We start from the raw sequence: 26,930 nt of genomic DNA, 5'->3' as shown, positions 1-26,930 counted from the left end.
CTCGACCATCCATATGCTGGCGGCAATGGCTCCTCGGGTCAAGCCCGAGGATGACGTCGAAAGTGAGGAAGGGCACCGAAAACGCCAAGGGTGGCACGGTGCCCCGTCAAGGATGTCAAGCCGTGGCGAGGCAGGCGTTGAAGCTCTTTTCCAGCTTTTCGCGGTCGAGTTCGCGGCCGATGAAGACAAGGCGGCTTTCGCGCTTTTCGCCTTCCTTCCACGGGCGCTGGTGATCACCCTCGATGATCATGTGCACGCCCTGCACCACGTAACGTTCCGCATCGCCCTTGAATGCGATGATGCCCTTGAGGCGCAGGATGTTCGGGCCGTCCGTCTGGGTGACCTTCTGGATCCACGGGAAGAAGCGCTCCGGGTTCATTTCGCCGCCGCGCAGCGACACCGACTGCACCGTTACGTCATGGATCGGGGAGGCGGCGCCATGGTGGTGGTGATCGTGGCCGTGGTCATGATCGTGGTGCGCGTGATCATGGTCGTGATGATGGTGGTCATGGCCGTGATCGTGCCCATGATCATGGTGGTGGTGGTCGCAATCAGGACCGCACGCGTGATCCTCGTGGCCGTGCTCGAGGAAGTGCGGATCGTTTTCGAGCGCACGTTCCAGATTGAAGGCGCCCTGGTCGAGAACGCGGGCAAGATCGACGCCGGAACGGGTGGTCTTGTAGATGCGCGCAGAGGGATTGATGGCGCGCACGATATCCTCGATGCGGGCGACTTCTTCCGGCGAAACGAGATCGGTCTTGTTGACGATGACGACATCGGCAAAAGCGATCTGGTCTTCGGCTTCGCGGCTGTCCTTCAGGCGCAGCGGCAGGTGCTTGGCATCGACAAGTGCGACCACGGCGTCAAGCTCGGTCTTGGCGCGCACGTCGTCATCCATGAAGAAGGTCTGGGCGACCGGAACGGGATCGGCAAGGCCAGTGGTCTCGACAATGATGCCGTCGAATCGGCCGGGCCGGCGCATCAGGCCTTCGACCACGCGGATGAGGTCGCCGCGCACCGTGCAGCAGACGCAGCCATTGTTCATTTCGTAGATTTCTTCGTCGGATTCGACGATCAGATCGTTGTCGATGCCGATCTCGCCGAATTCGTTGACGATGACAGCGTATTTCTTGCCGTGGTTCTCGGACAGGATACGGTTGAGAAGCGTCGTCTTGCCGGCGCCTAGATATCCCGTCAGGACGGTGACTGGAATGGGCTTGGCTGGTGCTGTTTCGGTCATGGAAACCTCGCGTGGAGAAAGGCCGGTTGAGGCCTCAAGGAATAAGTGTCGACGTCCATATAGGCGCGACGTTCGGGCAGTTCAAAGGGATTCTGGCCGGTTTCGGCGCAGTTTTTCAAATTTTGTTATGAAATAACGTTATGTCAAAAGCGTGGACGTCTTCAAGCAGTTCGACAAGGCCCGAAACGGCATGGAAAATGATTCTTTCGCCCTTCTCGGCTGAGGCGGCGGCGGCGTTTCCGGCAACGCCATCAGGGTTCAGGTCGCCCATAAGCCAACCGAAAGCGTGTGGACCATAGGCACGCAGATGCCGGAAACGGCTGGCGAAATCGCTCTGGCGGGAGGGGAAGTTGGCGGCTTTTTCCATCGCCACCCGCTCCGGGCAAAGCGCCAGCATGACCGACGTCTCGATATCGCCACCATGGATATCGATCGCCTTGTCTTCAGGCTTCACGATATCCGCCGGCACGCCGAAACGAGTCCAGCTGGTGGCGACCGCCAGCATACCGAAGCGGGCGCGCGCCTCGGTGGCGACGATGGTCATCAATGGCGAATTGCCGCCATGGGCGTTCAACATCACGAATTTGCGCACGCCTTTTTCATATTCGGCCTTAGCAATGCCGAGCCAGCGCTCAACGGCCTCATCGTAACGCAACGACTTCGTGCCGGGCACATTCATGTGCTCGATGGAATATCCAACGGGCTCCACCGGCAGGAAGGAGACCGGCAGACCGGCGGGCAAAACAGCAGCCAAACGGGAGACAATGCCCGCCGCAATCAGCGTGTCTGTCTCGAAGGGCAGGTGCGGCCCGTGCTGTTCGTGCGCACCGAGCGGCAGCACTGAAATTGCACCTGTTGCGCGAAGATGAGGGTCTGTTACGTTTTCGTCGTGATAATGCGTGTATGAGTTTGGCATCTGGCAGTCCGCGCGTGCATTCGGTAAGGATTTCCAGCAACATATATCGGTTCCGCCACAGGGTAAAAGGCACTCGCATATGAGCAAGGACAAAACTGGGCATAAGGACAAGGGCGCCAAAAAGGACAAGGGCACCAAGAAAGTAAAGGACGCCAAAAAGAGGGATGAGAATTTCAACCCTGAGGAACTGGCGCAATCCATCACCCAGGCCGCCCGTTCCATGCGCACGGCGCTGAGCCACAGCCTTGCCGAAAGCGGCCTTTATGCCGGGCAGGACGGCGTTATTCTGGCGTTGGCGCAGGAAGGCAGCCTCACGCCTGGGCAGATCGCCCAGAAACTTGGTGTCAAGGCGCCGACCATGACGCGAACCATCGGCCGCATGGAAGCCCAGGGCTTCGTGGAGCGCAGCGGCGATGACGAAGATGGCCGCGTAACACTGGTGAAACTGACGGAGACAGGCCTGAAAAGCGTCGAGCATATCAACGTATCCATCGCAAATTGCGGTGCGCGGGCGATTGAGGGGCTTTCGGCCAAGGACATCAGGACGGTGGTTAAACTTCTCAAGGTGATCGATACCAACCTTCAATAATTTGTTGAGTTTTTAAAAACCACTGTCTTTTTGTTGATATTCCTTAAACCGGTTGCGGATTTTGTTTAAATTGTTTAATTGCGATTTAAACAGAAACGTCTGTCAATGACATGGGTTTGGGGAGAAATGCCGTGGCACAAAAGATCAAACTGTCGACAATCGCCGAAAGCCTCGGTCTATCGACTGCCACGATCTCCCTTGCATTGCGCGACAGTCCGCTGGTCGCCTCCGACACCCGCGACAAGATCAAGGAACAGGCCCGGGCGCTCGGTTACATCTACAACCGCCGGGCCGCCAGCCTGCGCACCTCGCGCTCCGGCATTATCGGCGTGGTGTTCCACGATGTGATGAACCCGTTTTATGGTGAAATTCTCAAGGCCATCGAAACCGAGCTGGATCGCAGCCGCCAGACCTTCATTCTGTCCAACCATTATGATTCGGTTGAAAAACAGCGCACCTTCATCGAAACGCTGCTGCAACTAGGTTCTGATGGTATCATCATGTCGCCCGCCATCGGCACGCCGATCGAGGACATGACGCTGGCTGAGGAAAACGGCATGCCCGCCATTCTGGTGGCCCGCTCGCTCGAGGGCGTCGACATGCCGACCTATCGCGGCGACGACAGCTATGGCATTTCGCTTGCGACCAATCATCTGATCAGTCTTGGCCATCGCACCATCGCCATGGTTGGTGGTACCGACCAGACCTCGACCGGCCGCGATCGTTATCAGGGTTATGTCAACGCGCTGCGCAAGGCGGGAATCGAGGTCGATCCGAACCTGCGTATTCCCGGCCCACGCTCCAAGCAGGGCGGTTTCGAGGCCGCAGTGCATTTCCTGTCGCTGCCGCAGAAGCCCACCGCTGCCGTCTGCTGGAACGATCTGGTCGCCATCGGCCTGATGAACGGCATTTCGCGCGCCGGACTGGTGGCGGGCGTGGATATTTCCGTGACGGGTTACGACGATCTGGAGGAGGCGGCCATCGCCACGCCGGCGCTGACCACGGTGTCCAACGGACAGGCCGAGGTGGGGCGCCTTGCGGCGCGCGCGCTTCTGGACAGGCTGGCGGGCAGCCACGAGCCGGATGGCGTGCACCTCATCAAGCCGGAAATGCGCATCCGCCAGTCGACAGGGCCGGTGCGTCCGAGGGTTTGAGCAGCGTTTCTCTCTCTTTCGTCATTCCGGCCTTCAGCCTAAAGCCAGCCAGCTCAAGCCCTTGAGCTGGAAAGACTCTTTGCGCCCCGCCGACGCGCGCCTGAAGTCCGGCATGACGGAGGCGGGCGCGTAAAAAAACGGCATGAAACTTCCGTCTGCCCCCATAGCTTCCCCTTATTGCCCTTTTCACGGCCGCCGTTGTTTGAAAAGATCGCGGCCCAGAAGAGCGGGATGGCGAGTGGTTCGCCGATGAATCCGCTCTGACGATATCGGAATGCAATCAGGAGGAATATCCACCCATGTCTGACAGACAAGCCGTCGTTCTCGTTCCCGGCAAGATCAACCCGCGCGTGCTCGAACGCCTCGAAGGCAAGGTCGAGATCGTGACAGTGCCCGCCGGTGCTGAGCCGGTTCTGCCTGATGGCGCGGCTGAGCGCATTAATGCCATCGCCGTTTCAGGCGTCGTCAACGCCAAATGGATCGATGCGCTGCCGAAACTCGAGATCATTGCCAATTTCGGTGTCGGTTACGATGGCGTTGATGCCAAACATGCCGCCACGCGCGGTATCGTGGTGACCAATACGCCCGACGTGCTGAACGACGAAGTTGCGGACACGACGATTGCGCTGCTGATCAACACGGTTCGCCGTCTCTATCAGGCCGAAACCTGGCTGCGTGAGGGAAAATGGGTTGGCGAAGGCCCCTTCGCGCTTTCGCCGTTTTCCCTGCGCGGCCGCAAGGTCGGCCTGTTCGGCATGGGCCGCATTGGCCAGGAAATCGCCAAGCGGCTGGAGCCATTCAAGGTGGAGATCGGCTATCATACCCGCAGCAAGCGCGATGGCCTGCCCTATACCTATTACGGTTCGCTAAAGGAGATGGCGCAGGCTGTCGACACGCTGATCTGCATCGTGCCCGGCACCCCGGAAACGCACAAGGCGATCAACGCGGAAGTCCTCTCGGCACTTGGTCCGCAGGGCGTGTTCATCAATGTCGGACGCGGCTCCAGCGTCGATGAGGATGCGCTTTTGCAGGCCCTCAAGAGCGGTGCGGTGGGTGCTGCCGGTCTCGATGTGTTCTACGCAGAACCGAAGGTGCCGGGAGCGTTCCTGTCACTGCCGAACGTTTCCCTGCTGCCGCACGTCGCCTCTGCGTCCATCCCGACGCGCAACGCGATGGCCGATCTGGTGGCCGACAATATTCTCGGCTGGTTTAGGGATGGCAAGGTGCTGACGCCGGTGCCGGAAACGCCGGTTCAGGGATAACACCTCTCCGCCGTCATCCTCGGGCTTGTCCCGAGGATCCAACCAGGTAGCGTTAAATCAATCGGTTGCAGATGCTCGGGACAGGCCCGAGCATGACGAAAGAGGCAAAGTTCCGCGCTAACCCCGCCTCTGCCTATTCCGCAATCTCACTCGTCGCGACCCATCGTCCCTCGACGAAGGACCGGGCCATGGCATGAATGCTGCGCTCGATCTTCAGGCCTTCCTCGAAGTCGATGATATGCGCCGTCTTGCCCTCGATGGCCGCGATCAGTTCCCGGCACTCGATGACCTTCAGATCGTTGAAGCCGAGCCCGTGGCCGGGGGCGGGGATGAAGCGGTCATACGGTTTGTGGTGAGGGGCGGCGAGAATGGTTCTGAAACCCTGCTCCTCCGGGCGCCCGTCCGTGGTGTAGAACTGGAATTCGTTCATCCGCTCTTGGTCGAAAAGGATCGAGCCGGTGGAGCCGTAAATCTGGATGGCGATACGGCCCTTGCGACCCCAGGCCGAGCGGTTGGCGATCAGCACCGCCGAAATGCCGCCTTCGAGCTTCAGAAGCACGCTGGCAAGATCATGCGTTTCCACAGCGCGCTCGCCGCCGCCACTTAGCGGCCGCGTCTCGTAAGGCTTCACCATATCGGTGATCGCGCTTTCGGCATGGCCGAAAAGGGAAAACAGAAGTGACAGCGGATGAACAGCGAAATCATCCAGCGCGCCATAGCCGGAGGAGGCTTCGCTCTTCCAGTAGAAGGGCTGGGTGGCATCCGCCATGAAGTCCTCATCCATTTCCGCACGGACATGGTAGACATTGCCGATCGCGCCTTCGTCGATAAGGCGGCGCATATGGCGGATGACAGGGTTCTGGATGTAGTTGTAGCCCATGGCCGCCGCCTTGCCCGAACGGCGGGCCGCATCGCGCATCTTCACGGCATCCGTGAAGGCAGGCGCCATCGGCTTTTCGCACCAGACGTGTTTGCCGGCATCAAGGGCGGCAATCGCCATTTCGGGGTGAAAGGCATTGGGTGTGGTGACCGAGATCACATCGATTTCAGGATCGGCAAGCAGATCGCGCCAGTCGCCTGTCGAGCGGGCGAAACCGAACTCGGCGGCTTTCTTCGCCGCAAGCTCGGGATTGACCTCTGCCAGTGTGACCAGTCGTGGACGCTCCACATTGCCGAATACGCTGGTGACGTTGTTCCACGCCAAAGCGTGGCACTTGCCCATGTAACCCGTGCCAATAAGGCCAACGCCAAGAGCGGCCATGGTTTTCTCCTCCAGAGATTATTAGAATGAAATCAGTGATTTGGGCATTTCGGTTTAGTAGGCGAGACAGGGATCTTATTTGCTTTGCGTGTCCCTCGACCCTCATTCCTGTGCTTGTCACAGGAATCCAGCCGACGCGCGTCTGCGCGGCGGGAGGAGTCTTTTCAGCCCAAGGACTTGGGCTGGCTGGATCCCTGTGACAAGCACAGGGATGAGGAGGAGGCTGTATGTGCCGGAACTACCTCACGGATTGTCGCGCTTGAAAATCCAGTCGTGATCGGGGTGGTTCTTGAAGCGCCATTTGCGCATCGGCCCGGCCATCACGTTCAAATAATACATCTCGTAGCCATAAGGCGCGCCGCAGGGGTGGTGTCCCTTGGGAACCAGCACGACATCGCCGTCCGCCACAGCCATGGTCTCGTCCAGCGACCCATCCTCGGTGAAAACGCGCTGGAAACCGAAACCCTGCGCCGGGTTGAGCCGGTGATAATAGGTCTCTTCCAGATAGGTCATATCGGGGTAATTGTCTTCGTCATGCCGGTGCGGCGGATAGGACGACCAGTTGCCCGACGGGGTGAACACTTCCGTCACCAGGAGACTATCGGCGACATCGCGCTCTTCCATGGCGATGGGGAAAATGTAACGCGTATTGGCGCCTTTGCCGCGCTCGGTCAGTTGCACGCCATCGGGACCGATCTGTTGCGCTTCGCGGCTACCTTTTTCACCCGGTGCGGTGCAGACACCGACGGTGCAATCCGTCGTGGCCGTCAGCGACCATTCGGAGCCGGCGGGGACATAAACGCAGTGCGGCGGCTTGCGCTCGAACACGTTCATGCGGTCGCCGAGTTCACCGAACTCCTTGCCCCCGGCGGAAATCTTCGCCTTGCCTTCGACAAGCACCAGAATGACTTCCGTATCGCCAGTCTTCTCGGCTGCGGTTTCACCGGGCTTCAGACGATAAAGGCCGAAACCGACATAACCCCAATCCGCGCTTTGGGGCGTGATGTCGTGCACCTTGCCGCTTGTCGCGACCGGCTTGCGCAGAAGTGAGGTCATGGTGGTGTTCCTTTTTGGTCAGTCGTTCAATTTATCGGGCGGCTATTCCCGCGTTTCCCTCATCCCTGTGCTTGTCACAGGGATGAGGGAGTAAAGGGCCTCAAGCCGCCTGAGCCTTGTCCAGTCCGGCCTCGCGGGCAAACGCCTTCAGCGATTTCAGGCCGAGGCTCTGATATTCGAAGGGGTTGCGCACATCCGGGTCTTGTTCGGCCTCGATGACCAGCCAACCGCTGTAATTGTGCTCGGCGGCAATTTTCAGAACCGGCGGGAAGTTTACGCCGCCTTCGCTGTCACCCGGCACGGTGAACACACCGCGGCGAACGCCTTCGAGGAAGGAAAGCCGCTCGTTCCGAACCTGATCGGCAATCACCGGCCGCACGTTCTTGGCGTGGATATGGCCGACGCGGTGCATGTATTTCTGCGCGACGCGCACGGGATCTCCGCCGCCGAACAGGCAATGGCCGGTATCGAGCAGCAGATGGGTCTTCGGCCCGGTATGCTTCATCAGAAGGTCGATCTCGTCTTCGCTCTCGACCACGGTTCCCATGTGGTGATGGTAGACGAGGGTGATGCCCTGTTCGGCAGCATAGGCCGCCAGCGCCTCCACACCCGCGCCGAACTTCGCCCAGTCCTCGGCCGCAAGGCGAGGACGGTCAACCAGCGCCGTGTCGTCGGCACCGTGAATGGCGTTCGAGGTCTCGCAGACGATGATGACTTTCGAGCCCATGGCTTTCAGCAGATCGAGCGCCGGCTGCATGGCCTTCTTTTCGGATTCGATGCTGTCGGTCAGAAGGTTCAGCGAATGCCAGCCGGAGACGAAGGAAAGGCCACGCGGCGCAAGCACACCCTTCAGGCCTTCCGGGTCAGTCGGGAACTTGTGGCCCTTCTCGATGCCGTCGAAGCCGATCTTGGCGGTTTCGTCGAGGCATTGTTCAAGGCTGATATTGGCGCCCAGTGTGCGGTCGTCGTCGTTGGACCAGGCAATCGGGTTGGTTCCGTAACGGATCATCTTACTGTCTTTCCTTGATATGGTTTTCGTAGCGCGCGCGCGCCGGTCCGATTTCGGCCCGGTCGGAAACTTCGGGTACCGCCACATCCCACCAGTGGCCACCGGCCTGCGGGGTCGGATAGGGGTCGGTATCGATGACGATGACAGTCGTGCGGCTGGATTCGCGAGCGGACGCAAGCGCCGCTTCCAGCTCGGCGATGGTGGAAACCTTGCGCGCATCCGCGCCCATGGAGCCGGCATGGGCGACGAAGTCGATGGCGATGGGGTTGACGTTGGTGTGGGCGTAGAGGTTGTTGAACTCCGCGCCGCCGGTTTCCATTTGCAGCCGGTTGATGCAGCCGTAACCCCTGTTATCGGTGATGACGAGGGTGATTTTGACGCCCATGGCAACCGATGTCGCAAGCTCGGAATTCATCATCATATAGGAGCCGTCGCCGACCATGACGATCACGTCCCGGTCCGGTTCCGCCATCTTGATGCCGAGGCCGCCGGCAACCTCATAGCCCATGCAGGAGAAGCCGTATTCCATGTGATAGGAAAGCGGCAGCTTGGATTTCCACAACTGGTGCAGCTCACCCGGCATGGTGCCCGCTGCACACATGACGACGGTATTGTCGCGCGACTGGCGCTGCACGGCGCCGATCACCTGCATGTCGGTGGGCAGGCTGTTGGCGTTTTCCTCACCCGGTGCCGCCGTATCGGCATCGGCCTTCTCGAACCATGCCGCCTTGAGCTTGGCATCCGGTGCCGTGAAGCGGTGGCTGCCAAGGGCGGCCGACAGTTTTTCGAGACCGATCTTCGCATCCGCCGTCAGGCTGATCGCATCGTGTTTGGCGCTGTCATAGGGCTGCACGTTGAGGGCGAGGATCTTGCGGTCCGGGTTCTTGAACAGCGCCCAGGAACCGGTGGTAAAGTCCTGAAAGCGGGTGCCGACGCCGAACACCAGATCGGCTTTCTCGCTTATGATATTGGCGCTTTCGGCACCCGTGACGCCGACCGGGCCGAAATTGAGATCGTGATCCCACGCCAGTGCCGATTTGCCGGCCTGGGTTTCGACGACCGGGATGGAATGGGTTTCCGCAAAACGCTTCAGCGTTTCGGTGGCGCCGGAAAAATGCACACCGCCGCCGGCAACGATGACGGGGTTCTTCGCAGCCTTCAGCGCGGCGACAGCCTCTTCGAATTCCGCCACATCCGGTTCCGGGCGGCGTTGCCGCCAGACGCGCTTTTCAAAGAAGCTGACGGGATAATCATAAGCTTCCGCTTGCACGTCCTGGCAGAAGGCAAGCGTTACCGGGCCGCAATCGGCAGGGTCCGTCATGGTGCGCATGGCGCGGGGAAGGGCGGTCAGCAACTGTTCCGGGCGCATGATACGATCGAAATAACGGCTAACCGGGCGGAAGCAGTCATTCACCGTCATCGTGCCGTCGCCGAAATCCTCCAGCTGCTGGAGCACGGGGTCTGGACCGCGATTGGCGAAGACATCGCCGGGTATAAGAAGAACCGGCAGGCGGTTGACATGGGCGAGCGCTGCCGCCGTTACCATGTTGGCAGCACCGGGGCCGATGGAGGAGGTGACCGCCATTGCCCGCCGGCGACGCAGCTGCTTGGAATAGGCAATCGCCGCATGCGCCATGGATTGCTCGTTCTGGCCGCGATAGGTCGGCAGTTCCTCGCGAATGCCATAAAGCGCCTCGCCGATGCCGGCGACATTGCCATGGCCGAAGATGGCCCAGACACCGGCAATATAGGTCTCGCCATGCTCATTCATCTGCGCGGCGAGGTAACGAACCATAGCCTGCGCAGCCGTCAATCTGATTGTCTTCACGCTGCCTCTCCCTTTTTGGCGCGCGCCTCATCCCATATGCGGCACAGGCTGGTATAGCGCTGCGCCATGTCCTTCACCGCTTCCTCATCGGTGATCTTGCCACCGAGCCAACCCCGCGCGGCGTCGGCGAAAATCGTGCGGCCAACCGCGAAACCTTTGACCAGATCGAAACCGGCGGCAAGGCGGAAGCTCTCCTCCAGCTCGCTTTGCGGTGCGTCGAGACCAAGAACGACGATGCCGCGCACGTAAGGATCGTTGCGATGCACGGCGTCGCAGGCATTTTTCCAGGCGGCTTTGGTTTTCATCGGCTCCAGTTTCCACCAGTCGGGATAAACGCCGATCTCGTAGAAGCGTTCGATGATGCGCGCGGCGGTCAGATCGTCGGTCGGGCCGACCTTGGAGGGAATGACCTCGAGCAGCATCTCCAACCGGTTGCGGCGTGTCGCCTGGAACAGACGCATCACCGTCTCCTCCTGCGCGGCGCGCATTTCGTCGGTATCATCCGGGTGATAGAAGCACAGAACCTTGACGACGTTTTCCAGCGGCCATTCGGAAAGCCCGCCGAAATCCTTGCCGAGTTCCGGTTCCAGCGTCAGCGGGCGCGAACCCGGCCATTCCACCGGCCGGCCGATCCACAGACCGGAGCCGCTGGCTGCAAAGAGTGCATCACGTCCGAGGCGTCCGTCACAGAGGATACCGTAACCCGCCTTGCCACCGGCGACCGTTTGCGCGGCCTCGAGGCAGAGCTTCTTGAAGGCGCCGATGCGCTCATGTTTAATGCCGAGTTCGTCGGCGATCGCTTCCAGTTGCATGCGATGGTCGAAGGCGAAGACGCGCATGGTGTCCCATTCGCCCTTGCGATTGGTTGACCAATGCACCTGTTCCAGCGCCTCGTCCTTGCGCAGCGCCTTGTTGCGGATGCCGGCCTTGAAGAAATATTGCAGCTCTTCCCAACTCGGATAGGCGGGCGTGCAGCCGTGGCGGGAAACGGCAAAGGCGCCACAGGCATTGGCGTATTTCAGTGTCGTCGGCCAGTCCTCGCCGCGCAGCCAGCCACGGAAAAGCCCGGCCATGAAACCATCGCCCGCGCCGAGAACATTGAAGACCTCGATCGGGAAACCTTCGCCCGTCTCGCCATCGTCCAGGCTTGCCGGAATTTCACCGGCGAAAACCGAAGCACCCATCGGGCCACGCTTGCACACCAGCGTCGCGTTCGACACCTTGCGTACGGCGTTCAGTGCAGCCAGCGTATCGGTCGAGCCGCCGGCAATGTGGAATTCTTCTTCCGTGCCTACAATCAGATCGAAGAGATGCAGGGTGGATTGCAGCTTGGCGGTGACCTTCTGCGATTCCACGAAGCGGCTTTCGCCATCGCCATGGCCGGCAACACCCCAGAGATTGGGTCGATAGTCGATGTCGAGCGCTGTTTTCGCACCGTTTTCGCGGGCAAGTTTCAGCGCCTTCAGCACGGCCGCTTCCGTCTTCGGATGCGACAGATGCGTGCCGGTGGCGCAGACACAGCCTGCTTCGGCAATAAAGGCGGGATCGATGTCGTCTTCGCTGAGCGCCATGTCGGCACAGTTCTCGCGATAGAAAATCAGCGGAAACTGGTTCTGGTCGCGAATGCCGAGAAGCACCAGCGCAGTCAACCGCTCCGGGTCGGTTTTCACGCCGCGTACGTCCACGCCTTCGCGCACCAGCTGTTCACGGATGAAGCGGCCCATATGCTCGTCACCAACGCGGGTGATGACGGCGCTGGCAAGGCCGAGCCGCGCAGCGCCGGCCGCAATATTGGTGGGGGAGCCGCCAATATATTTGGCAAAGGAGGCCATGTCCTCCAGCCGGCCGCCGACCTGCGAACCATAAAGGTCGACCGACGAGCGCCCGATCGTGATAAGGTCAAGTTTTTTCAAAAGCTTCCTCCTTCGGACCCCGCATTGAGGGAGCCTGATGCCAGTGGGCCTCCTCCGCCCACTTTCTGTCTCACCACCTTCGGGTGCATTCACGAGACGGACAATTATGGAATGCCCGTTTCATGAATTTGGATCATAAATTCTATTTTTTATGTTTTCAATAAAAATATTCAGGCTGTTTTGCGTGTTCCCACAGCGACAGCGAGTGTAATGGCGAGACAGAGCGTGGCGGAAAGCGAGCGGAATGCGCCAAAATCGATTTCCGTTACCGTGAGTAGCGTCGCGCCGGACTTGCGCAGCGGATTGACGGCCGAATCGGACATGGCGACAACGGGAATGCCGTTGGCGCGGGCCATCTCGGCCAATTCCAGCGTTTCCGCCGAATAGGGGGAGAAGGTGATCGCAATCAGTGCGTCGTCGCGGGAGATGGCGCTCAGATTGCCAAGGCCACCGACGGCGCTGTGCAAAACCGCAGGTACCTTCATTTTCTCGAAGGCGTAAGCGAGGTAACTGGCAATGGGGAAGGAGCGCCGCAAACCGATGATATGCACGGTGCGCGCCTGTGCCAGCGCCGAGACCGCCTCGTCAAGCTGCCGTGTATCGACCGATTTCAGCAGCATTTCCAATGAAGAACGGCCAGCCTCCACGAACTCCGCCAACAGGCCCGACGCGCTCTCGTCGCCCTTTTCGCGCAGGTGGTCCAGCCGGGTCGCATAATCCGGCCAGCCACCGACATAGGAATCGCGAAACAGGCGCTGCATCTCCGAAAAGCCGGAAAAACCCATGATCTGGCAAAAGCGCATGAATGCAGACGGCTGCACGCCGGCACCTTCTGCCATTTCGGCGACGGTGGAAACGGCAATGCGATCCTGATTGGACGCGACATAATCCGCACATTGACGTAATCGTTTCGGCAGGCCTTCCGCGACCTGAAGCAACCGCTCCTCAAAAGCCTTCACGGAGTCTGGCGCATCGATTGCCGTCATTGTCGTTCCTTTGTGCAGATTGAAATCGTGTGCACTTTAACTGCAATGGAATTTTTATTCCATTGTGTTTTTTGAGATATGATTGATGGGCGAGAGTAGGGACAGGAGTAGCCAGCATATTCTACTCATCCCTGTGCTTGTCACAGGGATCCAGTCGACGCGCGTCCCCGCGGCGATAGAGTTCTTTAAGCCCCAGGACTTGGGCTGGCTGGATTCCTGTGACAAGCACAGGAATGAGGGGGAGATGTAGGCGCGCCTGCGGTCGCTTACTCTAAAAGCCGTTCCAACCGAAAACTCTTCTGGTTTTCAGCGAGATGGACTCAGTGCAATCCACCCACACCAAGATGCGTATCAACAATATCCGGGTTCGCCGCAAGATCGTCGGACGGTCCTGACCAGACGATGCGGCCGCGTTCCATGATGATGGCGTGGTCGGCGAAGTCGATGGCCATCTGGATGCGCTGTTCGATGAGAAGAATGGTCATTTCGCCCGATTGCGCGAGTTTCGAGAAGGCCGCCATCAGTTCCTCGCAGATAACAGGGGCGAGACCTTCGAGCGGTTCATCGAGAAGCAGCACCTGCGGCTGGCCGAGGATGGTGCGGGCGGTGGAAAGCATCTGCTGCTCGCCACCGGAGAGTTGCGAGCCGAGATTGCGGCGTCGTTCCTTCAGGCGCGGAAACAGCGTGTAGGCTTCCTCGATGGCCGATTTCGGCCGGCCCTTGAGGCCGACGAAGAGGTTTTCTTCGACTGTGAGTGTCGGAAAGACATCGCGGGTTTGCGGCACGTAACCGAGACCGGCGAGGGCGCGGGCAGCACTTGGCAGGGCGGTGATGTCCTGCCCGCCGAGATGGATATCACCGGCAAATCGTTTCGTCTGCCCGGCAAGCGTGGCAAACAGGCTTGTCTTGCCAACGCCGTTACGTCCGAGCACCGCGAAACGCGAACCGGCGGGAACGGAGAGCGACAGACCCTCGATGACACGGGTGGGGCCGTAACCGGCGGTCAGGTTGGCGATTTCAAGCGGCGCTGCGGGCATTGGCGTAACTTCCGAGATAGGCTTGGCGGACTTCTGCGTTGCTGGTGACCTCGCCAGGCGAACCGTCGAATATGACGGCGCCTGCGGCGAGCACGACCACACGTCTGGCGAAACGGAAGACCAGATCCATGTCGTGTTCGATCATCAATATGGCGAGGTCGGCGGGCAGGCGATCGAGCGCCTGTTCGATACGCGCCGTTTCCGTCGAGGGAACGCCGGCGGCAGGTTCATCAAGCAGCAGGATTTTGGGCCTGAGCGCCATGGCAAGCGCGATCTCGATGAGCCGCTGCTGGCCATAGGCAATTTCACGGACGCGGGTTTCGGCGATGGCAAGAAGGCCAAGCGTTCCGAGAATGTCGCGTGCCTCGCTCATCACCGTTGGCATGGCGCGGTAACGGCCGAAAATCCGGCCCGTCCTGCCTTCCCTTTGCAGGATGGCGAGTGCGACATGTTCCTCCGGCGTCATGTCCTGGAACAGCCGCGTCACCTGAAACGAGCGGACAAGTCCGCGCTTCACGCGCTGACTGGCGCTGAGCCCCGTCACGTCTTCTCCGGCAATCCGCACGGTTCCGGCGGATGGCTTGATGTTTCCGGTAACGAGGTTGACGAAGGTGGTCTTGCCGGCGCCGTTGGGCCCGATCAGCACGGTGCGATCGCCGGGCGAAAGCGACAGCGAGACATTGTTGGTAACGACGAGACCGCCGAAATTTTTCTGCAGTCCGGAAACTTCGAAAATGGCGCTCATTTGCGATCTCCCCGCAGGCGCGCGATGATCTGTTCGCCCGCGCCATAAAGGCCGCGCGGCGCAAACAGCACGACGGCGATCAGAAGCAGGCCTACGATTGTGAGCCAGTGGAACGGATTGGCGGCGGAAACGACGTCTTCGAACCACATGAAGGTGACGGTGCCGATCAGCGCGCCATAAAGCGAGCCCGCGCCACCGAGAACCAGCATGACCAGCGCTTCGGCAGACAGCGTGAAGCTGAGGCTGTCGAGGCCGACCACCTGCGTGGAGATGGCGTTCAGCGCGCCGCCGATTCCGGCGACGATGCCTGATATCACGAACATCTTCAAAATCGTGCCATTGACCGAACCGCCCATGGCCTGAATGCGGATGCTGTCCTGCTTGACGCCGCGACACAGCATGCCGAAGGGCGAATTGACGACGACGCGAAGTGCCAGAAAAACCAGAAGCAGCAGGCAGACGCCGTAGATATAGGCGGTGCGGCCGTAAAGATCGAATTCGAAGGTGCCGAACAGCGCATCGGGCGAGACGCCGGCAAGCCCGTCGCTGCCGCCCGTCCAGTCCGACGCCTTGTTGGCCGCCTCATGGAAAAGATGGACGACGGCGATGGACAGCACCAGTTGCGGCAGGCCGTGCGCGCGCAACAGAATGGTGCCGGACAGCAATCCCGCGATGCCGCCCACTGCTGCGCCGATGAGGGTCATGAGAAGCGGGTCGGTGATACCGTAGTGGGCAGCGGCAATGCCGGCGGCATAGGCGCCGGCACCGAACAGGGCCGCATGGCCAAGTGTCGCCACGCCGCAATAGCCGGTAACGAGATCGATGGAGAGCACGAGAAGCGCTATCGCGATGATACGCGTCAACAGCGCCAGATTATCCGGGAACAGGAAGTAACCGGCGATGGCGGCGATGATGATGAGCAGCGGACCGCCAATCGCGCGCAGGGGCGAGCGGGCCTTCGGCGGTTTTGCCGTTTCAGTGAGGTCGTTCATGAGCACCGCCATCTCATTTCGCCCTTCCAAGAAGGCCGCGCGGAAACAGCGTGATGATCACGATGACCGCCAGATAGAAGAAGAATTCGCCGTATTCGGGGGCAAGATACCGCCCGGTCGTATCGATTGCGCCGAGCAGCAGACAGGCAATCAGCGCGCCGGGGGATCGAGCCTGCGCCGCCGACGGATACGACCACCAGGAAGGTGACCATGTAGCGCAGCGCATAATAGGGTTCGACCGGCAGCAATTCTGCGCCGATGACGCCGCCCATGGCGGCAAGGCCGACGGCGATGGCGAAGCTTACGGCATAGATGATTTCGGTGCGCACGCCGAGGGCTGCTGCCATGGCCGCATTGTCCACCGCTGCCCGCAACTTGATGCCGAAGGCGGTCTTTTCGAACGTGAACCAAAGTGCCGCCGCCACCACGAGGCCAGCGACGATGGCGAAGATGCGGTGGGTGGCGATGGTGCGAAACCCGAGATCGGTGGGACCGGCCAGTTCCTGCGGCAGCGGAATGGTTTTGAGTGTTGGCCCGAACACGAAATTGGCGATGCCGATGATGCAGAAGGTGATGCCGATGGTCATCAGCACCTGCGTCAGTTCCGGTGCGCCGTAGATGCGCCGGTAGAGAAACCGTTCAAGCGGTATGGCGATCACGATGGTGCCGACAATCGCAACGAGGATTGCCGCCGCGTAACCAAGGCCGAGGCCATGGGCGGCATAGGAGGCGAGATACCCGCCGATCATGGCGAAGGCGCCGTGGGCGAGATTGACCACACGCATCAGCCCCATTGTCACGGATAGGCCGATGGAGATGATGAAAAGCACCATGCCATAGGCAAGCGCATCGACAAGGATGCTGAAGACCGTCTGCATGTTCGAAAGCTCCTCCCGATGCGATTGCGCGCTTGCCGGAGCCGCCCACAAAAGGCGGCGCCGGTCATTTCCGTCTCAATGCTTACTTGGCGGCGGCAAGGCCCGGATCGCCCTGTTTTTCGAAAGTCTGGACTTCCTTGTTGTAATAATTGCCGTCATCGCCCTTGGAGACTTCGCGCAGATAGATGTTCTGCGTGATGTGGCGGCTCTGCGGATCGATGCTGACAGGGCCGCGCGGGCTTGTCCAGGAAAGACCCTTCACCGCCTCGACAGCCTTTTCCGCATCCTGTTTGCCGCCGGTCGCCTCGATCATCTTGGTGATGACATACATGCCGTCAAACGCGCCGACTGCGGGGAAGGACAGTTCCTTCTGATTGCCAATGGCCTTGGTTGCGGCCTCCACGAAGGTCTTGTTTTCGGGTGAATCGTGGGAGACGGCATAGTGGAAGGTAGTCTGCATGCCGAGTGCTGCTTCGCCAAGGGCCGGCAGATCCGATTCCTGTGTAAGATCGCCCGGCGCGAAAAGCTTGATGCCTGATGATTTCAGGCCGTTGTCGTTGAAGGCCTTCACGAAGCCGAGCGTCGTCGGGCCGGAGGGCAGGAAGGCGAAGACGCCTTGTGCGCCGGAATCCTTCACGCGCTGCATGATGGGGCTGAAATCATTGGTGGAAAGCGGCATGCGAATGCTTTCCACAACTTCGCCGCCAGCGGCGGTGAAGGCTGCCTTGAAGGCGTTCTCCGCGTCAACGCCCGGGCCGTAATCGCTGACCAGCGAAATGACCTTCTTGACGCCGCCATCGAAAGCCACCTTGGCGATGGGCGTAGATGTCTGCCATGTCGTGAACGAGGTGCGCACCACATAGGGGCTTTTGGTAACGATGGCCGATGTGGCCGCATTCATGATGACCATGGGCACATTGCCCTGTTTCAGAAGCGGCGTAACCGCCATGGCGTCGGGCGTAAAATAGAAGCCGGCGAGATATTGCACGCCTTCCTTTACAACCAGCTCCTGCGCCAACGCCTTGGATTGCGCCGGATCGGCCTGCGGCACATCGCGGTAGACGACTTCGACAGTGTCATTGCCCACCTTGTTGCCGTGAAGCGAAAACCAGGCGTCTATGCCAGCCTTGAAGTTCTTGCCCTGCAGCGCGAAGGGGCCGGAGAACGGGCCGACCACGCCGACCTTGATCGTCTCGGCATAGGCAACGGAACTGAAGCAGATGGCCGCGATTGCGGCGGTGATCCGTAATTTCATGATTTCCTCCCAATTGATCCGTGGCTCCCTCCACCGATCCAGCCAGTCAAACTGGTAAGTGCGATGGCCAAAGTAAAATGAAAAAAAGGGGGCAATAAATAACCTGATGGTTATGGATCGCCGCCTTATCCGGTTCTGCCCGATATTGGATCATACAATAGGGATAGTCTGGCGATTCTCAATTGCCGCAGCCGCTGCAGCCATCACGAATGGTCCCGTTTCAGCATGCTGCTTCCAAATGCCGCCGTTATGAAAAATGCCCTGCGCCACGCGGCCGGAAAATGACGATAATATGCACGTAATCCCGGTGCCTTAACCAGTTCTAAGGGGATTGTCCGTAGTCTCCCGAAGCATATTTTGAATTTCATTTGGTGTCTTGATGGGCGAATATCAGAATAAAGCCGTTGATCTTATGCGGAATCGCGTTGGCGACAGTATACTCAACAACAAGATCGAGCGCCGCGAAGCTTTTCTCCGCAAGGCGCTGGCGCTGTATCACGTCATGGGCGGCGCGGCGGATGGCATGCGCGCCGCGGTGGAAGATGTTGTGCACCTGCCGAAGCCGAGCGTCGATGTCGCCGTTGGCGACGTGATGCATGAACTGGCAGCAATCGGTCACGTCGCCGATCTCGATATTATCCAGGCCGGATATAACAAACTTGATGCCGCCAATCTGCATATTTTGAGCAAGGGCAAGCGGCTTTTGCAGAAGCAGCAGGAAAAGAAGCTTGCCGCCACGGCTGAGAAGTAAGCCGTACAAGGGCAACTGAGGGTGATGACAAAGCTCCCTCACACCCGGCGTCATCGCTGGATTGCCCCAAGGATCCAATCACGTCCAACTAGACCAAGACGTTGCAGCTGCTCCGGACAAGCCCAAGCATGACGGACGAGGGCTTCGGGACTTCGTCATCATTCTGATGCCCCCAATCGGGGGCGCTTCGAAATCAGGCAACGTCCGCGACGAAAATATCCTGCCAGGCGTCGTAAGCTGAAAGAACCGTTTCCATCTGCGCGGTGTGGCCGGTGATGAAGTCATCGCCGTAGATCGTCTCATCAGGATATTCGGTAATCAGCGTCATCGGCACTGTGTGGCGGTCGTCGATGGACGACAGGCACGGGAAACCGTTGATGATGCGGAAACCGGTTTCACCGGCGTGAATCTCATAAAGCGCGATCTGGCGGTTGTTGTAATCCAGCAGGCCCGGAATGGCGCCGAGATGGCGGGTAACCCGGTCGAGCAGGGCTTCCGCCTGCTTTTCCCAATCCGCATGGTGGCGGATGATGAGGAAGAAACCCTTCGGCAGCGTCCACATGGCGAAATTGCGCGGCACATAACCGGAAAGCGGACGGGTCCATTCGTGCGAGGGATAACCGTGCAGGTTCACATGCAGGCTCGCGCCGCTCATCTCGTGCGCGCTGAAACGGATTGCCTTCTCGTTGAGATGGACGCCCGAATTTTCCCGCGTGCGATATTCGAGATCGTCGCCGAGCGCCGTGTACCGCGCCGCATGGTGCATATGGCGTGGATTGTCGGCGCGCAGCCGCTGGTGCAGGGCATAACCATCGGGGTTTTCCAGCGGCGAAATGGTGAAATGCGCGCCCTGTCTTTCCGCAAGTTTGCGGGCGGCGCGGACGGCGCCAACGATGCCGGTGGTTTCATTGGGATGCTGGCCGCCGCTGATCATCACGGCAGCATCGCTGCCCGCGACATAACGGGCGGCAAGAACGCGGCCCGACCGCGAGCGGGCCTCGAACGCCTCGCCGCCGATCTCGGCAAGCATACGCGCGATCTGACCCGCCGCCACCGGTTCGCGGGCCTCGTCGATCCGCTGTTCGCCGCCATCCAAGAAAGTGGTGGTGAGTGCACGGGTCTCGATACGGACCGAAACGTCGCCGTTGCTTTTGACGACTTCCGGAACGATCTGGCCGGGTTTCAGGCCGCGGTCGCCCAGCGGCCGGCCGGACTTCTTCTGGAAGAATTCCAGGAGGGAGAAATAGAAATCCTCGTGCAGCGCTTCACGCAGGCTGACCACCTCGTCCCCGACCGGCAGCGCCATGTCTTCGGACGGGTGCGTGACGCGGATGTTCAATTCCTCGAAATAGGGTTCCTCATCGCCCCAGCCGTGGTTGGCGACGGCATTGATTGCCGCTTCGAAAAGCTGCTCGTAATCCGTCTCCAGCCGCTCGCCCGTAGCGTCACCGGCCGGACGGAACCAGCCGGTTGGCGAGACATTGGTTTCGCCGACGATATCGGTATGAACCCGGTTGGGAGCGAGAACCTTCAGGGTTTCCTTCTTGCCGTTGCGGCTCAGCGTAACGTCATAATGAAGTGCGTCGTCGTCGCGGGCGATAAAATCGATCTTGGCGTCGCCGGCTAGTGCCGCCAGCGGATAGGCCTCCAGCCGGAAACGATTGGCGGGTGCATTGGCGTGCACCGGGTAATGCACCTCGATGGCATCGACGCCACCAAGATTGATCTCTTCCAGAAAGGTGAAGAGAAGCGGCTTGTAGGCGCTGCGGATGCGGGCACTGACGCCTTTTTTCTTCAGCCTTTCTTCGGCTTCGCGGCGGCTTTTGGCGTCATCGAACGTCCATGCCTCAAAGGACTGGCCGGGCGCGGCATTGGCGAGAAGCACATCCAGAGTACGCTTGAAGGTCTGGTCGAAAATCTGGCTCATCACGATCACCTTGAGGTTCTGCCGGTGGGGTCGAGGCTGTCGCGCAGCCAGTCACCGAGAAGGTTGAGGCCAAGCACGGTCAGAAGGATGGCAAGACCGGGGAAGACGCTGACCCACCATGCCGTTTGCAGATAGGTGCGGCCATCCGCCAGCATGCCGCCCCAGCTCGGAATGGTCGGATCGACACCGAGGCCGAGGAAGGTGAGGCTGCTTTCCAGAAGGATGTTGTTGGCGACGTTGAGCGTCATCAGCACGATGACCGGGCCGATCAGGTTCGGCAGAAGGTGCTGGAGGATGATGCGCCAGTCCTTCACGCCAATGGCGCGGGCGGACAGGATGAATTCCCGTTCGCGCAGCGTCAGCACCGAGCCGCGCACCAGACGGGCATATTGTACCCATTGCGAGACGATCAGGAGGATGATGGTGTTGGTGAGGCTACCGCCAACAATTGCGATGAAGGTGATGGCCAAGAGAATGAAGGGCATGGCGAGCTGTATATCGGCAAAGCGCATGACCAGCATGTCCCAGAAGCCGCGATAATAACCGGCGACCAGGCCGACGATCACGCCGAAGACCACGGCCCCGATGACCGAGGTGAAACCGACGAGCAGCGAAATCTTGCCGCCGGCCACGACACGGGCCAGTACGTCACGGCCGAGCGGATCGGTGCCGAGCGGATGGGCGGCGCTAGTGAAGGGCTTGGCAAGGCGCGCCATCAGGTCGATCTTTTCGGCACCGCCCGGAAACAGCACGTCGGAAAGAAGAACGGCAAGGCAGATGACGACGGTAAGCAGGGCGCCGAGGATGAATTCGAGATTGTTGAAGCGCGACAGGCGCGAGGTTTTGGCAGCCATCGTCAATTACTCCGTGCGGATGCGCGGATCGACCAGCCCGTAGGCGATATCGACCAGAAGGTTGATGCCGACGATCATCAGCGACAGCACGGTGATGACGGCCTGAAGCACGGGATAGTCGCGCGCGCCCACCGCATCGAAGGCGAGCGTGCCGAGACCCGGCCAGTTGAAGACGCGCTCGATGACGACGATGCCGCCGAGAAGTCCGCCGAATTGCAGGCCGAAATAGGTAATCAGCGGAATGGCGCAGTTACGCAGCGCATGCTTGTAAAGCACCTTGTTTTCGCTGAGGCCCTTGGCGCGCGCCACCATGACATATTGCGAGCGCAGCGTATCGAGCATCGCCGTGCGCACCAGGCGCACATTGGTCGCCGTCAGGATAACGCCCATGGTGACCGATGGCATGATGTAGCTTGCAAAGCCGCCCATGCCGCTTGGCGGCAGCCAGCCGAGCGTGATGGAGAAAAGCAGCACCAGCATGGTGGCCAGCCAGAAATTTGGGGAATGACAGGCCGACGAGCGAGAAGATACGGATCACCTGATCGGCCGTCTTGCCGCGCGAGGTCGCGGCCTTGATGCCGAGCGGAATGGAAAGCGCAATCGACACCGCCATGGAGATGAAGGCGAGAAGCAGCGTGGCGGGCAGGGCATCGGCGATGAGCCGCGATACCGGCGTGCTGCCGGTGAAGCTGCGGCCGAAATCGAGCGTAACCAGGCCTTTCAGGAAGCTGAAATATTGCACGAAGAACGGCCGGTCGGTTCCAAGCGCCGCACGAATGCGCGCCAGATCGTCTTCCGTCATGCTGCCGCCGCCCTGGAACATGGTGACAGCCGGATCGCCCGTCAGGCGGATGGCGAAGGAAACGAGAAGGGTGATGGCGATGACGACAAAAATCGCCTGCAGCAATCGCTTGATGAGGAAACCGGCCACGTTTTTTACCTTGAAGAGAGACCCGACCTTGCCCGCGGGATGGCGGGCAAGGCGCTTTTAGGGAGGATAAGCCTGATTATTCGACGGTGACGTCGGTCAGCTTCAGGCGGTTATCCGGCGGTGCCACGAAACCCTTGACCCGCTTGTTGATGCCGTAAATGGCATTGGTGTTGTAAAGCGGAATTTCCAGCGCGCGCTCAGCGGCATAGGCGCCGACTTGCTTGAGGATCTTTTCGCGCTCGGCTCGGTCAGTCAGCGGGCGCTGCGATTCCAGCAGCTTGTCCAGCTTCTCGTCCTTGTCGTAAGGATTCCACTTTTCACCCGAGTGGTACATGGAATAGGCCGTGTTGTCGTAATCGAAGGTCCAGCCGCCCCATTTCTGCTGGAACATCGCGCCGGTCTTGCCCTGCGGGATGATGTCGTTCAGGAGCACGTTGGTCTCATAGGGCTTGATGGTGGCGGTGATGCCGACCATGGACAGATAGCTTGAGATGACCTGCGCGACTTCGTTCATCGTCGCATCGTTGCCTCTGATATCGATCTGCAGCGCCGCACCCGGCTTGACGCCGGCTTCCGCGAGCAGCTTCTTTGCGCCTTCCGGATCATAAGGCAGCGGCTTCAGATCGGCGTCGTAACCGAAGGACAGCGCGCTCTGGAAGCTGGCGATTTCCGAGGCCTGACCGGCAAGGATCGACTTGACGATCGTGCCGCGATCAACGGCCATGATGATGGCCTTGCGCACCTTGGGATCAGCGGTGATGCCGTCACGAGTGTTGAAACGCAGCGCATCCACCGTCGGGCCTGGAACGCTGACGATCTCCAGCTTGGAATCGCCTTCGATGACCGGGATCATGCCAATCGGGATGGTGGGCGGAATGACGAGATCGACGCGGCCGGCCTGCAATTCGGCAACTGCGGTCGCCGGCTCGGCGATGAAGCGGAATTCCAGTTCGGAGAGCTTCGGTGCGCCGCCCCAGTAATCCGGGTTGGCTTCCAGCTTGATGTTGGTCTTCGGCGCATAGGAGGCGAATTTGAACGCGCCGGTGCCGACCGGGTTGAGGTTGAAGTTGTCCTCACCCTTTTCCTGAATGTATTTCGGCGGCACGATCATGCCGCCATAACCGGCAAGCTTGGTCAGAAGCACCGGATCGGGCGCCTTGAGCTTCATGTCGACGGTGTAGTCGTCAATGACGTCGACGCTTTCGATGGCGACATAGTTGGAGCGCTGCGGGCCCTTGGCACCCTGTTCGCCGAGAAGGCGCTCGAAGGTGAACTTGACGGCGGCGGCGTTGAAGGGCTCGCCATTATGGAACTTGACGTTCTGGCGCAGCTTGAAGCGGATGCGCTTGCCTTCATCCAGCTCTTCCCAGGATTCGGCAAGGCCGGGCACAAGTTTCAGGTCCGGACCGCGATAGGTCAGGCCATCGAAGATGTTGGTGGCGACAGCTGCCCATTGCACCAGGAAGGTGTCGATCGGATCCCAGCTGCCGGGGTCCTGCGGGCTGGAAATGGTCATCTTGCCAGCGGCGAAAGCCGGCGCTGCGGTGAAGGCCGTGCCGGCCAGCGCAAGCGCGACGAACGTTGCCGTCATCCCCTTTTTGATTTTTGTCATCTACCTGTTCCTCTTCAGATGGTTACGGTTTTGGTTATTGTTCAGGCACTCTTCGCGATGAAGTGGCCTGGATTGATTTCCTCATGGGCGAGAATGGCGGGCTCATCGCCGACGCGGCGCACGGGATTGGGAATTTCGCCCTCGATCATGGCGATGCGGCGCTCGATCAGGGGATCGGCAACCGGCACTGCGGAAAGCAGCCGGCGCGTATAATCATGCGTGGGCGTTTCGAAGACCTGCTGGCGGCTGCCCATTTCCATGATCTGGCCGAGATAAAGCACCGCGACGCGGTGGCTCATCTTTTCCACCACCGCCATGTCATGGCTGATGAACAGGTAAGCAAGACCACGTTCCGCTTGCAAATCCATGAACAGATTGATGATCTGCGCCTGGATGGAGACATCGAGCGCCGACAGCGCTTCGTCGGCGATAATGAGCTTAGGATCGGAGGCGAGCGCGCGGGCAATGCAGACACGCTGCCGCTGGCCGCCCGAAAACTCGTGCGGATACCGCGATGCATGTTCCGAACTCAGACCCACCCGTTCCAGCAGCTCATCCACCCGGCGGCGCACCGCCTTGGCATCGTTGATCAGGCTGTGGGTGTTGATTGGTTCGGCGATCGAGAAGCCTACCGTCTTGCGCGGATCGAGCGAGGCGAAGGGGTCCTGGAAGATATATTGCACTTCCTGCCGCATGCGGAAACGTTCCGCCGCCGACATCTCAGAATAGCTGCGGCCGTTGAAGGATATTTCGCCTGATACCGCCGATTGCAGCTGCTGGATTGTGCGGCCGATGGTGGATTTGCCCGAACCGGATTCACCGACCAGCGCCAGTGTCTCCCCGGCGTGGATGTCGAAGCTGACCTTCTGCACGGCGCTGCAACGGTGCGTCGCCTTGCCGAACAGGTTCTTGCGAATATCGAAGCGAACGAACAGGTCGCGAACCGAAAGCAGCGGCTTCTCATCGTATTTTGCGGTGTTCTGCACCCGTTCCTCGCCCACCACGACCGGCTGGCCATCCTGCAGGACGGTGAGCGGAAGGCGCTTGGGAAACTCTTCGCCGGTCATGCTGCCGAGGCGCGGAACGGCGGAAAGCAGCGCCCGCGTATAGGGATGCTGCGGATTGGCGAAGATGTCCTTGACCGGGCCTTCCTCAACCTTCCTGCCTTTCCACATGACGACGACGTCATCGGCCATTTCCGCCACCACGCCCATGTCATGGGTGATGAAGACCATGCCCATGCCGAGCTTCTTTTGCAGGTCGCGCATGATGTTGAGGATCTGCGCCTGAATGGTGACATCAAGTGCCGTCGTCGGTTCGTCGGCGATCAGCAGCTTCGGCCGACAGGCAAGCGCCATGGCAATCATCACGCGCTGGCGCATGCCGCCGGAAAGCTGATGCGGATAACGGTGCAGAAGCTCGGCCGCATCCGGCAACCGCACCATGTCGAGCAACTTTTTTGCCTCGGCCATGGCCGCCGCCTTGCCCATTTTCTCGTGCAGGACAAGCACTTCGCAGATCTGGTCACCGATGGTGAAGACCGGGTTCAGCGATGTCATCGGCTCCTGGAAGATCATGGCGATCTCCTTGCCGCGGATCGACCGCATTTCCTTCTGCGATGCCTTCAGCAGATCCTTGCCTTCGAACATGATGCGACCGGCGGGGTAAGTCGCGCCCATCATATCCGCAAGACGCATGGTCGAGAGCGACGTGACCGATTTGCCCGATCCGGATTCGCCGACGATCGCCACTGTCCTGCCGGCTTCCACGGCAAAGGAAATATCGTCCACGACGCGGCTGTCGCCGAACTCAACGCTCAGGTTTTCAACCGAGAGGAGGGCGTTGCGGTTTGCGGCAGTCATATCAGCGTCTCCGGCTTGGCATGCGCGGCAATGCCGGCGCGGCCATCTGAAATAGTGAGGGGGCAAGGGCGTGGGGCAGGCGCGCGGGATGAAACGCTATGCCGGAGGATGGGAGTGTCAAAAAGAAAGCGCATGGCGTTTCAAACGCGATGTAGATTGGCTGCTGCCGGTCGATACGGGAATTGCGACCTGGTCGAAGTGCTACGGGCGACCTCACCGGTGCCGGTAAAATGCCTGTTGCCAGTCTCAGAATCGATGATGCGCATGAACTTGTATTCCCCACCCCTTGTTTTACAAAAAAGCTAACAAAACAGGACAATCATGTCCAGAGTGTTGAACAATTTTTGTATACTGCTCTACAAATACGCAAGTGCATTTATTTTGGGCGCGGGTGTGCCGAAGGGCCAGACCCCGATTAAGGGATGTTTTTAGTCTGTATTGAGGATGTATCGATTTCAGTGGTTGCGGGTGCCGCTGCCCGTGATACAGGCCGGACGAAGACCATTGAAAAAGGATACCGGGTATGACGAATAGAACGGGTGCGGTCAGGCTATCCGGCTTACTGCGTTGCGCATCGGTGCAGGATGTTCAACTTGTAGAAAGCCATCTACCCGATCACATTCGCCTGACCAGAGCGGAGCCGGGCTGTATTTCCTTTGAGGTATCGCAGACCGAAGACCCCCTGATCTGGAGGGTGGAAGAGCTTTTTGTGGACCGCGCTGCTTTCGATTTTCATCAGCAGCGCACGCGCGCATCTAAATGGTTTGTGGCCACCTCCGCCATTCCACGGGACTATGAGATAGTGATGCTGGCGTAAATAAAGACAGGCCGCAGCGGCATTCCTGCTGGCTGCGGCCTGTTTGCATTTTTGA

Annotated in this window: 21 protein-coding genes and 2 pseudogenes; 5 read left to right on the top strand and 18 right to left on the bottom strand. The window is 59.9% G+C overall.

Features of this window, described 5'->3' with window-relative positions:
• Positions 1-115 precede the first annotated feature (115 nt).
• Complete coding sequence (locus tag QE432_RS01675) at positions 116-1,240, bottom strand: CobW family GTP-binding protein (RefSeq protein ID WP_004430957.1); 1,125 nt, start codon at positions 1,238-1,240, stop codon at positions 116-118.
• Positions 1,241-1,355: 115 nt separating this feature from the next.
• Positions 1,356-2,156: a creatininase family protein gene (locus tag QE432_RS01670; RefSeq protein WP_111801978.1), complete on the bottom strand. Its 801-nt coding sequence runs from the start codon at positions 2,154-2,156 to the stop codon at positions 1,356-1,358.
• A gap of 79 nt (positions 2,157-2,235) precedes the next feature.
• Here QE432_RS01670 and QE432_RS01665 point away from each other — a divergent pair, with 79 nt between their 5' ends.
• The 3 genes from QE432_RS01665 to QE432_RS01655 all read left to right on the top strand — a co-directional run bounded on the left by QE432_RS01665 (position 2,236) and on the right by QE432_RS01655 (position 5,161).
• Positions 2,236-2,745 carry a MarR family winged helix-turn-helix transcriptional regulator gene (locus QE432_RS01665; RefSeq protein ID WP_004430960.1) on the top strand — a complete coding sequence of 170 codons (510 nt, stop codon included), beginning with the start codon at positions 2,236-2,238 and terminating at the stop codon, positions 2,743-2,745.
• A 131-nt stretch (positions 2,746-2,876) separates the two neighbouring features.
• On the top strand, positions 2,877-3,899 hold the full coding sequence (locus QE432_RS01660; protein ID WP_004430963.1) for a LacI family DNA-binding transcriptional regulator: 1,023 nt from the start codon (positions 2,877-2,879) through the stop codon (positions 3,897-3,899).
• A gap of 299 nt (positions 3,900-4,198) precedes the next feature.
• Positions 4,199-5,161: a 2-hydroxyacid dehydrogenase gene (locus QE432_RS01655; protein ID WP_111795288.1), complete on the top strand. Its 963-nt coding sequence runs from the start codon at positions 4,199-4,201 to the stop codon at positions 5,159-5,161.
• Positions 5,162-5,294: 133 nt separating this feature from the next.
• Here QE432_RS01655 and QE432_RS01650 read toward each other — a convergent pair whose 3' ends face one another.
• The 11 genes and pseudogenes from QE432_RS01650 to QE432_RS01600 form a co-directional block, all read right to left on the bottom strand.
• Positions 5,295-6,422, bottom strand: a complete 1,128-nt coding sequence (locus tag QE432_RS01650) for a Gfo/Idh/MocA family protein (RefSeq protein ID WP_019566980.1) — start codon at positions 6,420-6,422, stop codon at positions 5,295-5,297.
• Between the two features lie 243 nt (positions 6,423-6,665).
• The gene (gene iolB, locus QE432_RS01645; RefSeq protein WP_013762346.1) at positions 6,666-7,478 is read right to left on the bottom strand and encodes a 5-deoxy-glucuronate isomerase; all 813 of its coding nucleotides are present in this window, start codon (positions 7,476-7,478) and stop codon (positions 6,666-6,668) included.
• A gap of 100 nt (positions 7,479-7,578) precedes the next feature.
• Positions 7,579-8,487 carry a myo-inosose-2 dehydratase gene (gene iolE / locus QE432_RS01640; protein ID WP_019566982.1) on the bottom strand — a complete coding sequence of 303 codons (909 nt, stop codon included), beginning with the start codon at positions 8,485-8,487 and terminating at the stop codon, positions 7,579-7,581.
• A 1-nt stretch (position 8,488) separates the two neighbouring features.
• Positions 8,489-10,315 carry a 3D-(3,5/4)-trihydroxycyclohexane-1,2-dione acylhydrolase (decyclizing) gene (gene iolD, locus QE432_RS01635; protein ID WP_112192061.1) on the bottom strand — a complete coding sequence of 609 codons (1,827 nt, stop codon included), beginning with the start codon at positions 10,313-10,315 and terminating at the stop codon, positions 8,489-8,491.
• Positions 10,312-12,228, bottom strand: a complete 1,917-nt coding sequence (locus QE432_RS01630; protein ID WP_035200205.1) for a bifunctional 5-dehydro-2-deoxygluconokinase/5-dehydro-2-deoxyphosphogluconate aldolase — start codon at positions 12,226-12,228, stop codon at positions 10,312-10,314. Before QE432_RS01630 ends, iolD begins: the two co-directional genes overlap by 4 nt.
• 170 nt (positions 12,229-12,398) lie before the next feature.
• Complete coding sequence (locus tag QE432_RS01625) at positions 12,399-13,214, bottom strand: MurR/RpiR family transcriptional regulator (RefSeq protein ID WP_004430982.1); 816 nt, start codon at positions 13,212-13,214, stop codon at positions 12,399-12,401.
• Positions 13,215-13,534: 320 nt separating this feature from the next.
• The gene (locus QE432_RS01620) at positions 13,535-14,251 is read right to left on the bottom strand and encodes an ABC transporter ATP-binding protein (RefSeq protein WP_004430985.1); all 717 of its coding nucleotides are present in this window, start codon (positions 14,249-14,251) and stop codon (positions 13,535-13,537) included.
• Positions 14,232-14,996, bottom strand: a complete 765-nt coding sequence (locus tag QE432_RS01615) for an ABC transporter ATP-binding protein (protein WP_013762351.1) — start codon at positions 14,994-14,996, stop codon at positions 14,232-14,234. The genes QE432_RS01620 and QE432_RS01615 overlap by 20 nt, the downstream gene beginning before the upstream one ends.
• Complete coding sequence (locus QE432_RS01610) at positions 14,993-16,000, bottom strand: branched-chain amino acid ABC transporter permease (RefSeq protein ID WP_025595027.1); 1,008 nt, start codon at positions 15,998-16,000, stop codon at positions 14,993-14,995. Before QE432_RS01610 ends, QE432_RS01615 begins: the two co-directional genes overlap by 4 nt.
• Before the next feature lies 1 nt (position 16,001).
• Positions 16,002-16,866 (bottom strand): annotated as a pseudogene (locus tag QE432_RS01605) (branched-chain amino acid ABC transporter permease).
• Positions 16,867-16,948: 82 nt separating this feature from the next.
• Positions 16,949-18,121 (bottom strand): ABC transporter substrate-binding protein, encoded by a 1,173-nt coding sequence (locus tag QE432_RS01600; RefSeq protein ID WP_019566988.1) that lies wholly within the window; start codon positions 18,119-18,121, stop codon positions 16,949-16,951.
• A 379-nt stretch (positions 18,122-18,500) separates the two neighbouring features.
• On the opposite strand from QE432_RS01600, the gene QE432_RS01595 reads away from it, so the two are divergent.
• A complete protein-coding gene (locus QE432_RS01595) occupies positions 18,501-18,872 on the top strand; it encodes a hypothetical protein (RefSeq protein ID WP_013762356.1) in 372 nt (123 codons plus the stop codon).
• Between the two features lie 193 nt (positions 18,873-19,065).
• Here the strand turns inward: QE432_RS01595 and QE432_RS01590 are convergent, their stop codons facing one another.
• From QE432_RS01590 to QE432_RS01570, 5 genes and pseudogenes are all read right to left on the bottom strand, one after another.
• The gene (locus tag QE432_RS01590; RefSeq protein WP_306623240.1) at positions 19,066-20,799 is read right to left on the bottom strand and encodes a M14 family metallopeptidase; all 1,734 of its coding nucleotides are present in this window, start codon (positions 20,797-20,799) and stop codon (positions 19,066-19,068) included.
• A 5-nt stretch (positions 20,800-20,804) separates the two neighbouring features.
• On the bottom strand, positions 20,805-21,653 hold the full coding sequence (locus tag QE432_RS01585) for an ABC transporter permease (protein ID WP_004430999.1): 849 nt from the start codon (positions 21,651-21,653) through the stop codon (positions 20,805-20,807).
• Between the two features lie 6 nt (positions 21,654-21,659).
• A pseudogene (locus QE432_RS01580) lies at positions 21,660-22,584 on the bottom strand (ABC transporter permease).
• A gap of 76 nt (positions 22,585-22,660) precedes the next feature.
• Positions 22,661-24,196: an ABC transporter substrate-binding protein gene (locus QE432_RS01575; RefSeq protein WP_306623235.1), complete on the bottom strand. Its 1,536-nt coding sequence runs from the start codon at positions 24,194-24,196 to the stop codon at positions 22,661-22,663.
• 41 nt (positions 24,197-24,237) lie between these two features.
• The gene (locus tag QE432_RS01570; RefSeq protein WP_060642658.1) at positions 24,238-26,058 is read right to left on the bottom strand and encodes an ABC transporter ATP-binding protein; all 1,821 of its coding nucleotides are present in this window, start codon (positions 26,056-26,058) and stop codon (positions 24,238-24,240) included.
• A 523-nt stretch (positions 26,059-26,581) separates the two neighbouring features.
• Here QE432_RS01570 and QE432_RS01565 point away from each other — a divergent pair.
• A complete protein-coding gene (locus tag QE432_RS01565) occupies positions 26,582-26,875 on the top strand; it encodes a putative quinol monooxygenase (protein WP_162632722.1) in 294 nt (97 codons plus the stop codon).
• Positions 26,876-26,930 lie beyond the last annotated feature (55 nt).

This window comes from Agrobacterium sp. SORGH_AS_0745 (genome assembly GCF_030818995.1).
GTDB lineage: Bacteria > Pseudomonadota > Alphaproteobacteria > Rhizobiales > Rhizobiaceae > Agrobacterium > Agrobacterium tumefaciens.
The sequence above is the reverse complement of the archived record's forward strand: the minus strand, read 5'-3'. Positions and strand labels throughout refer to the sequence as shown.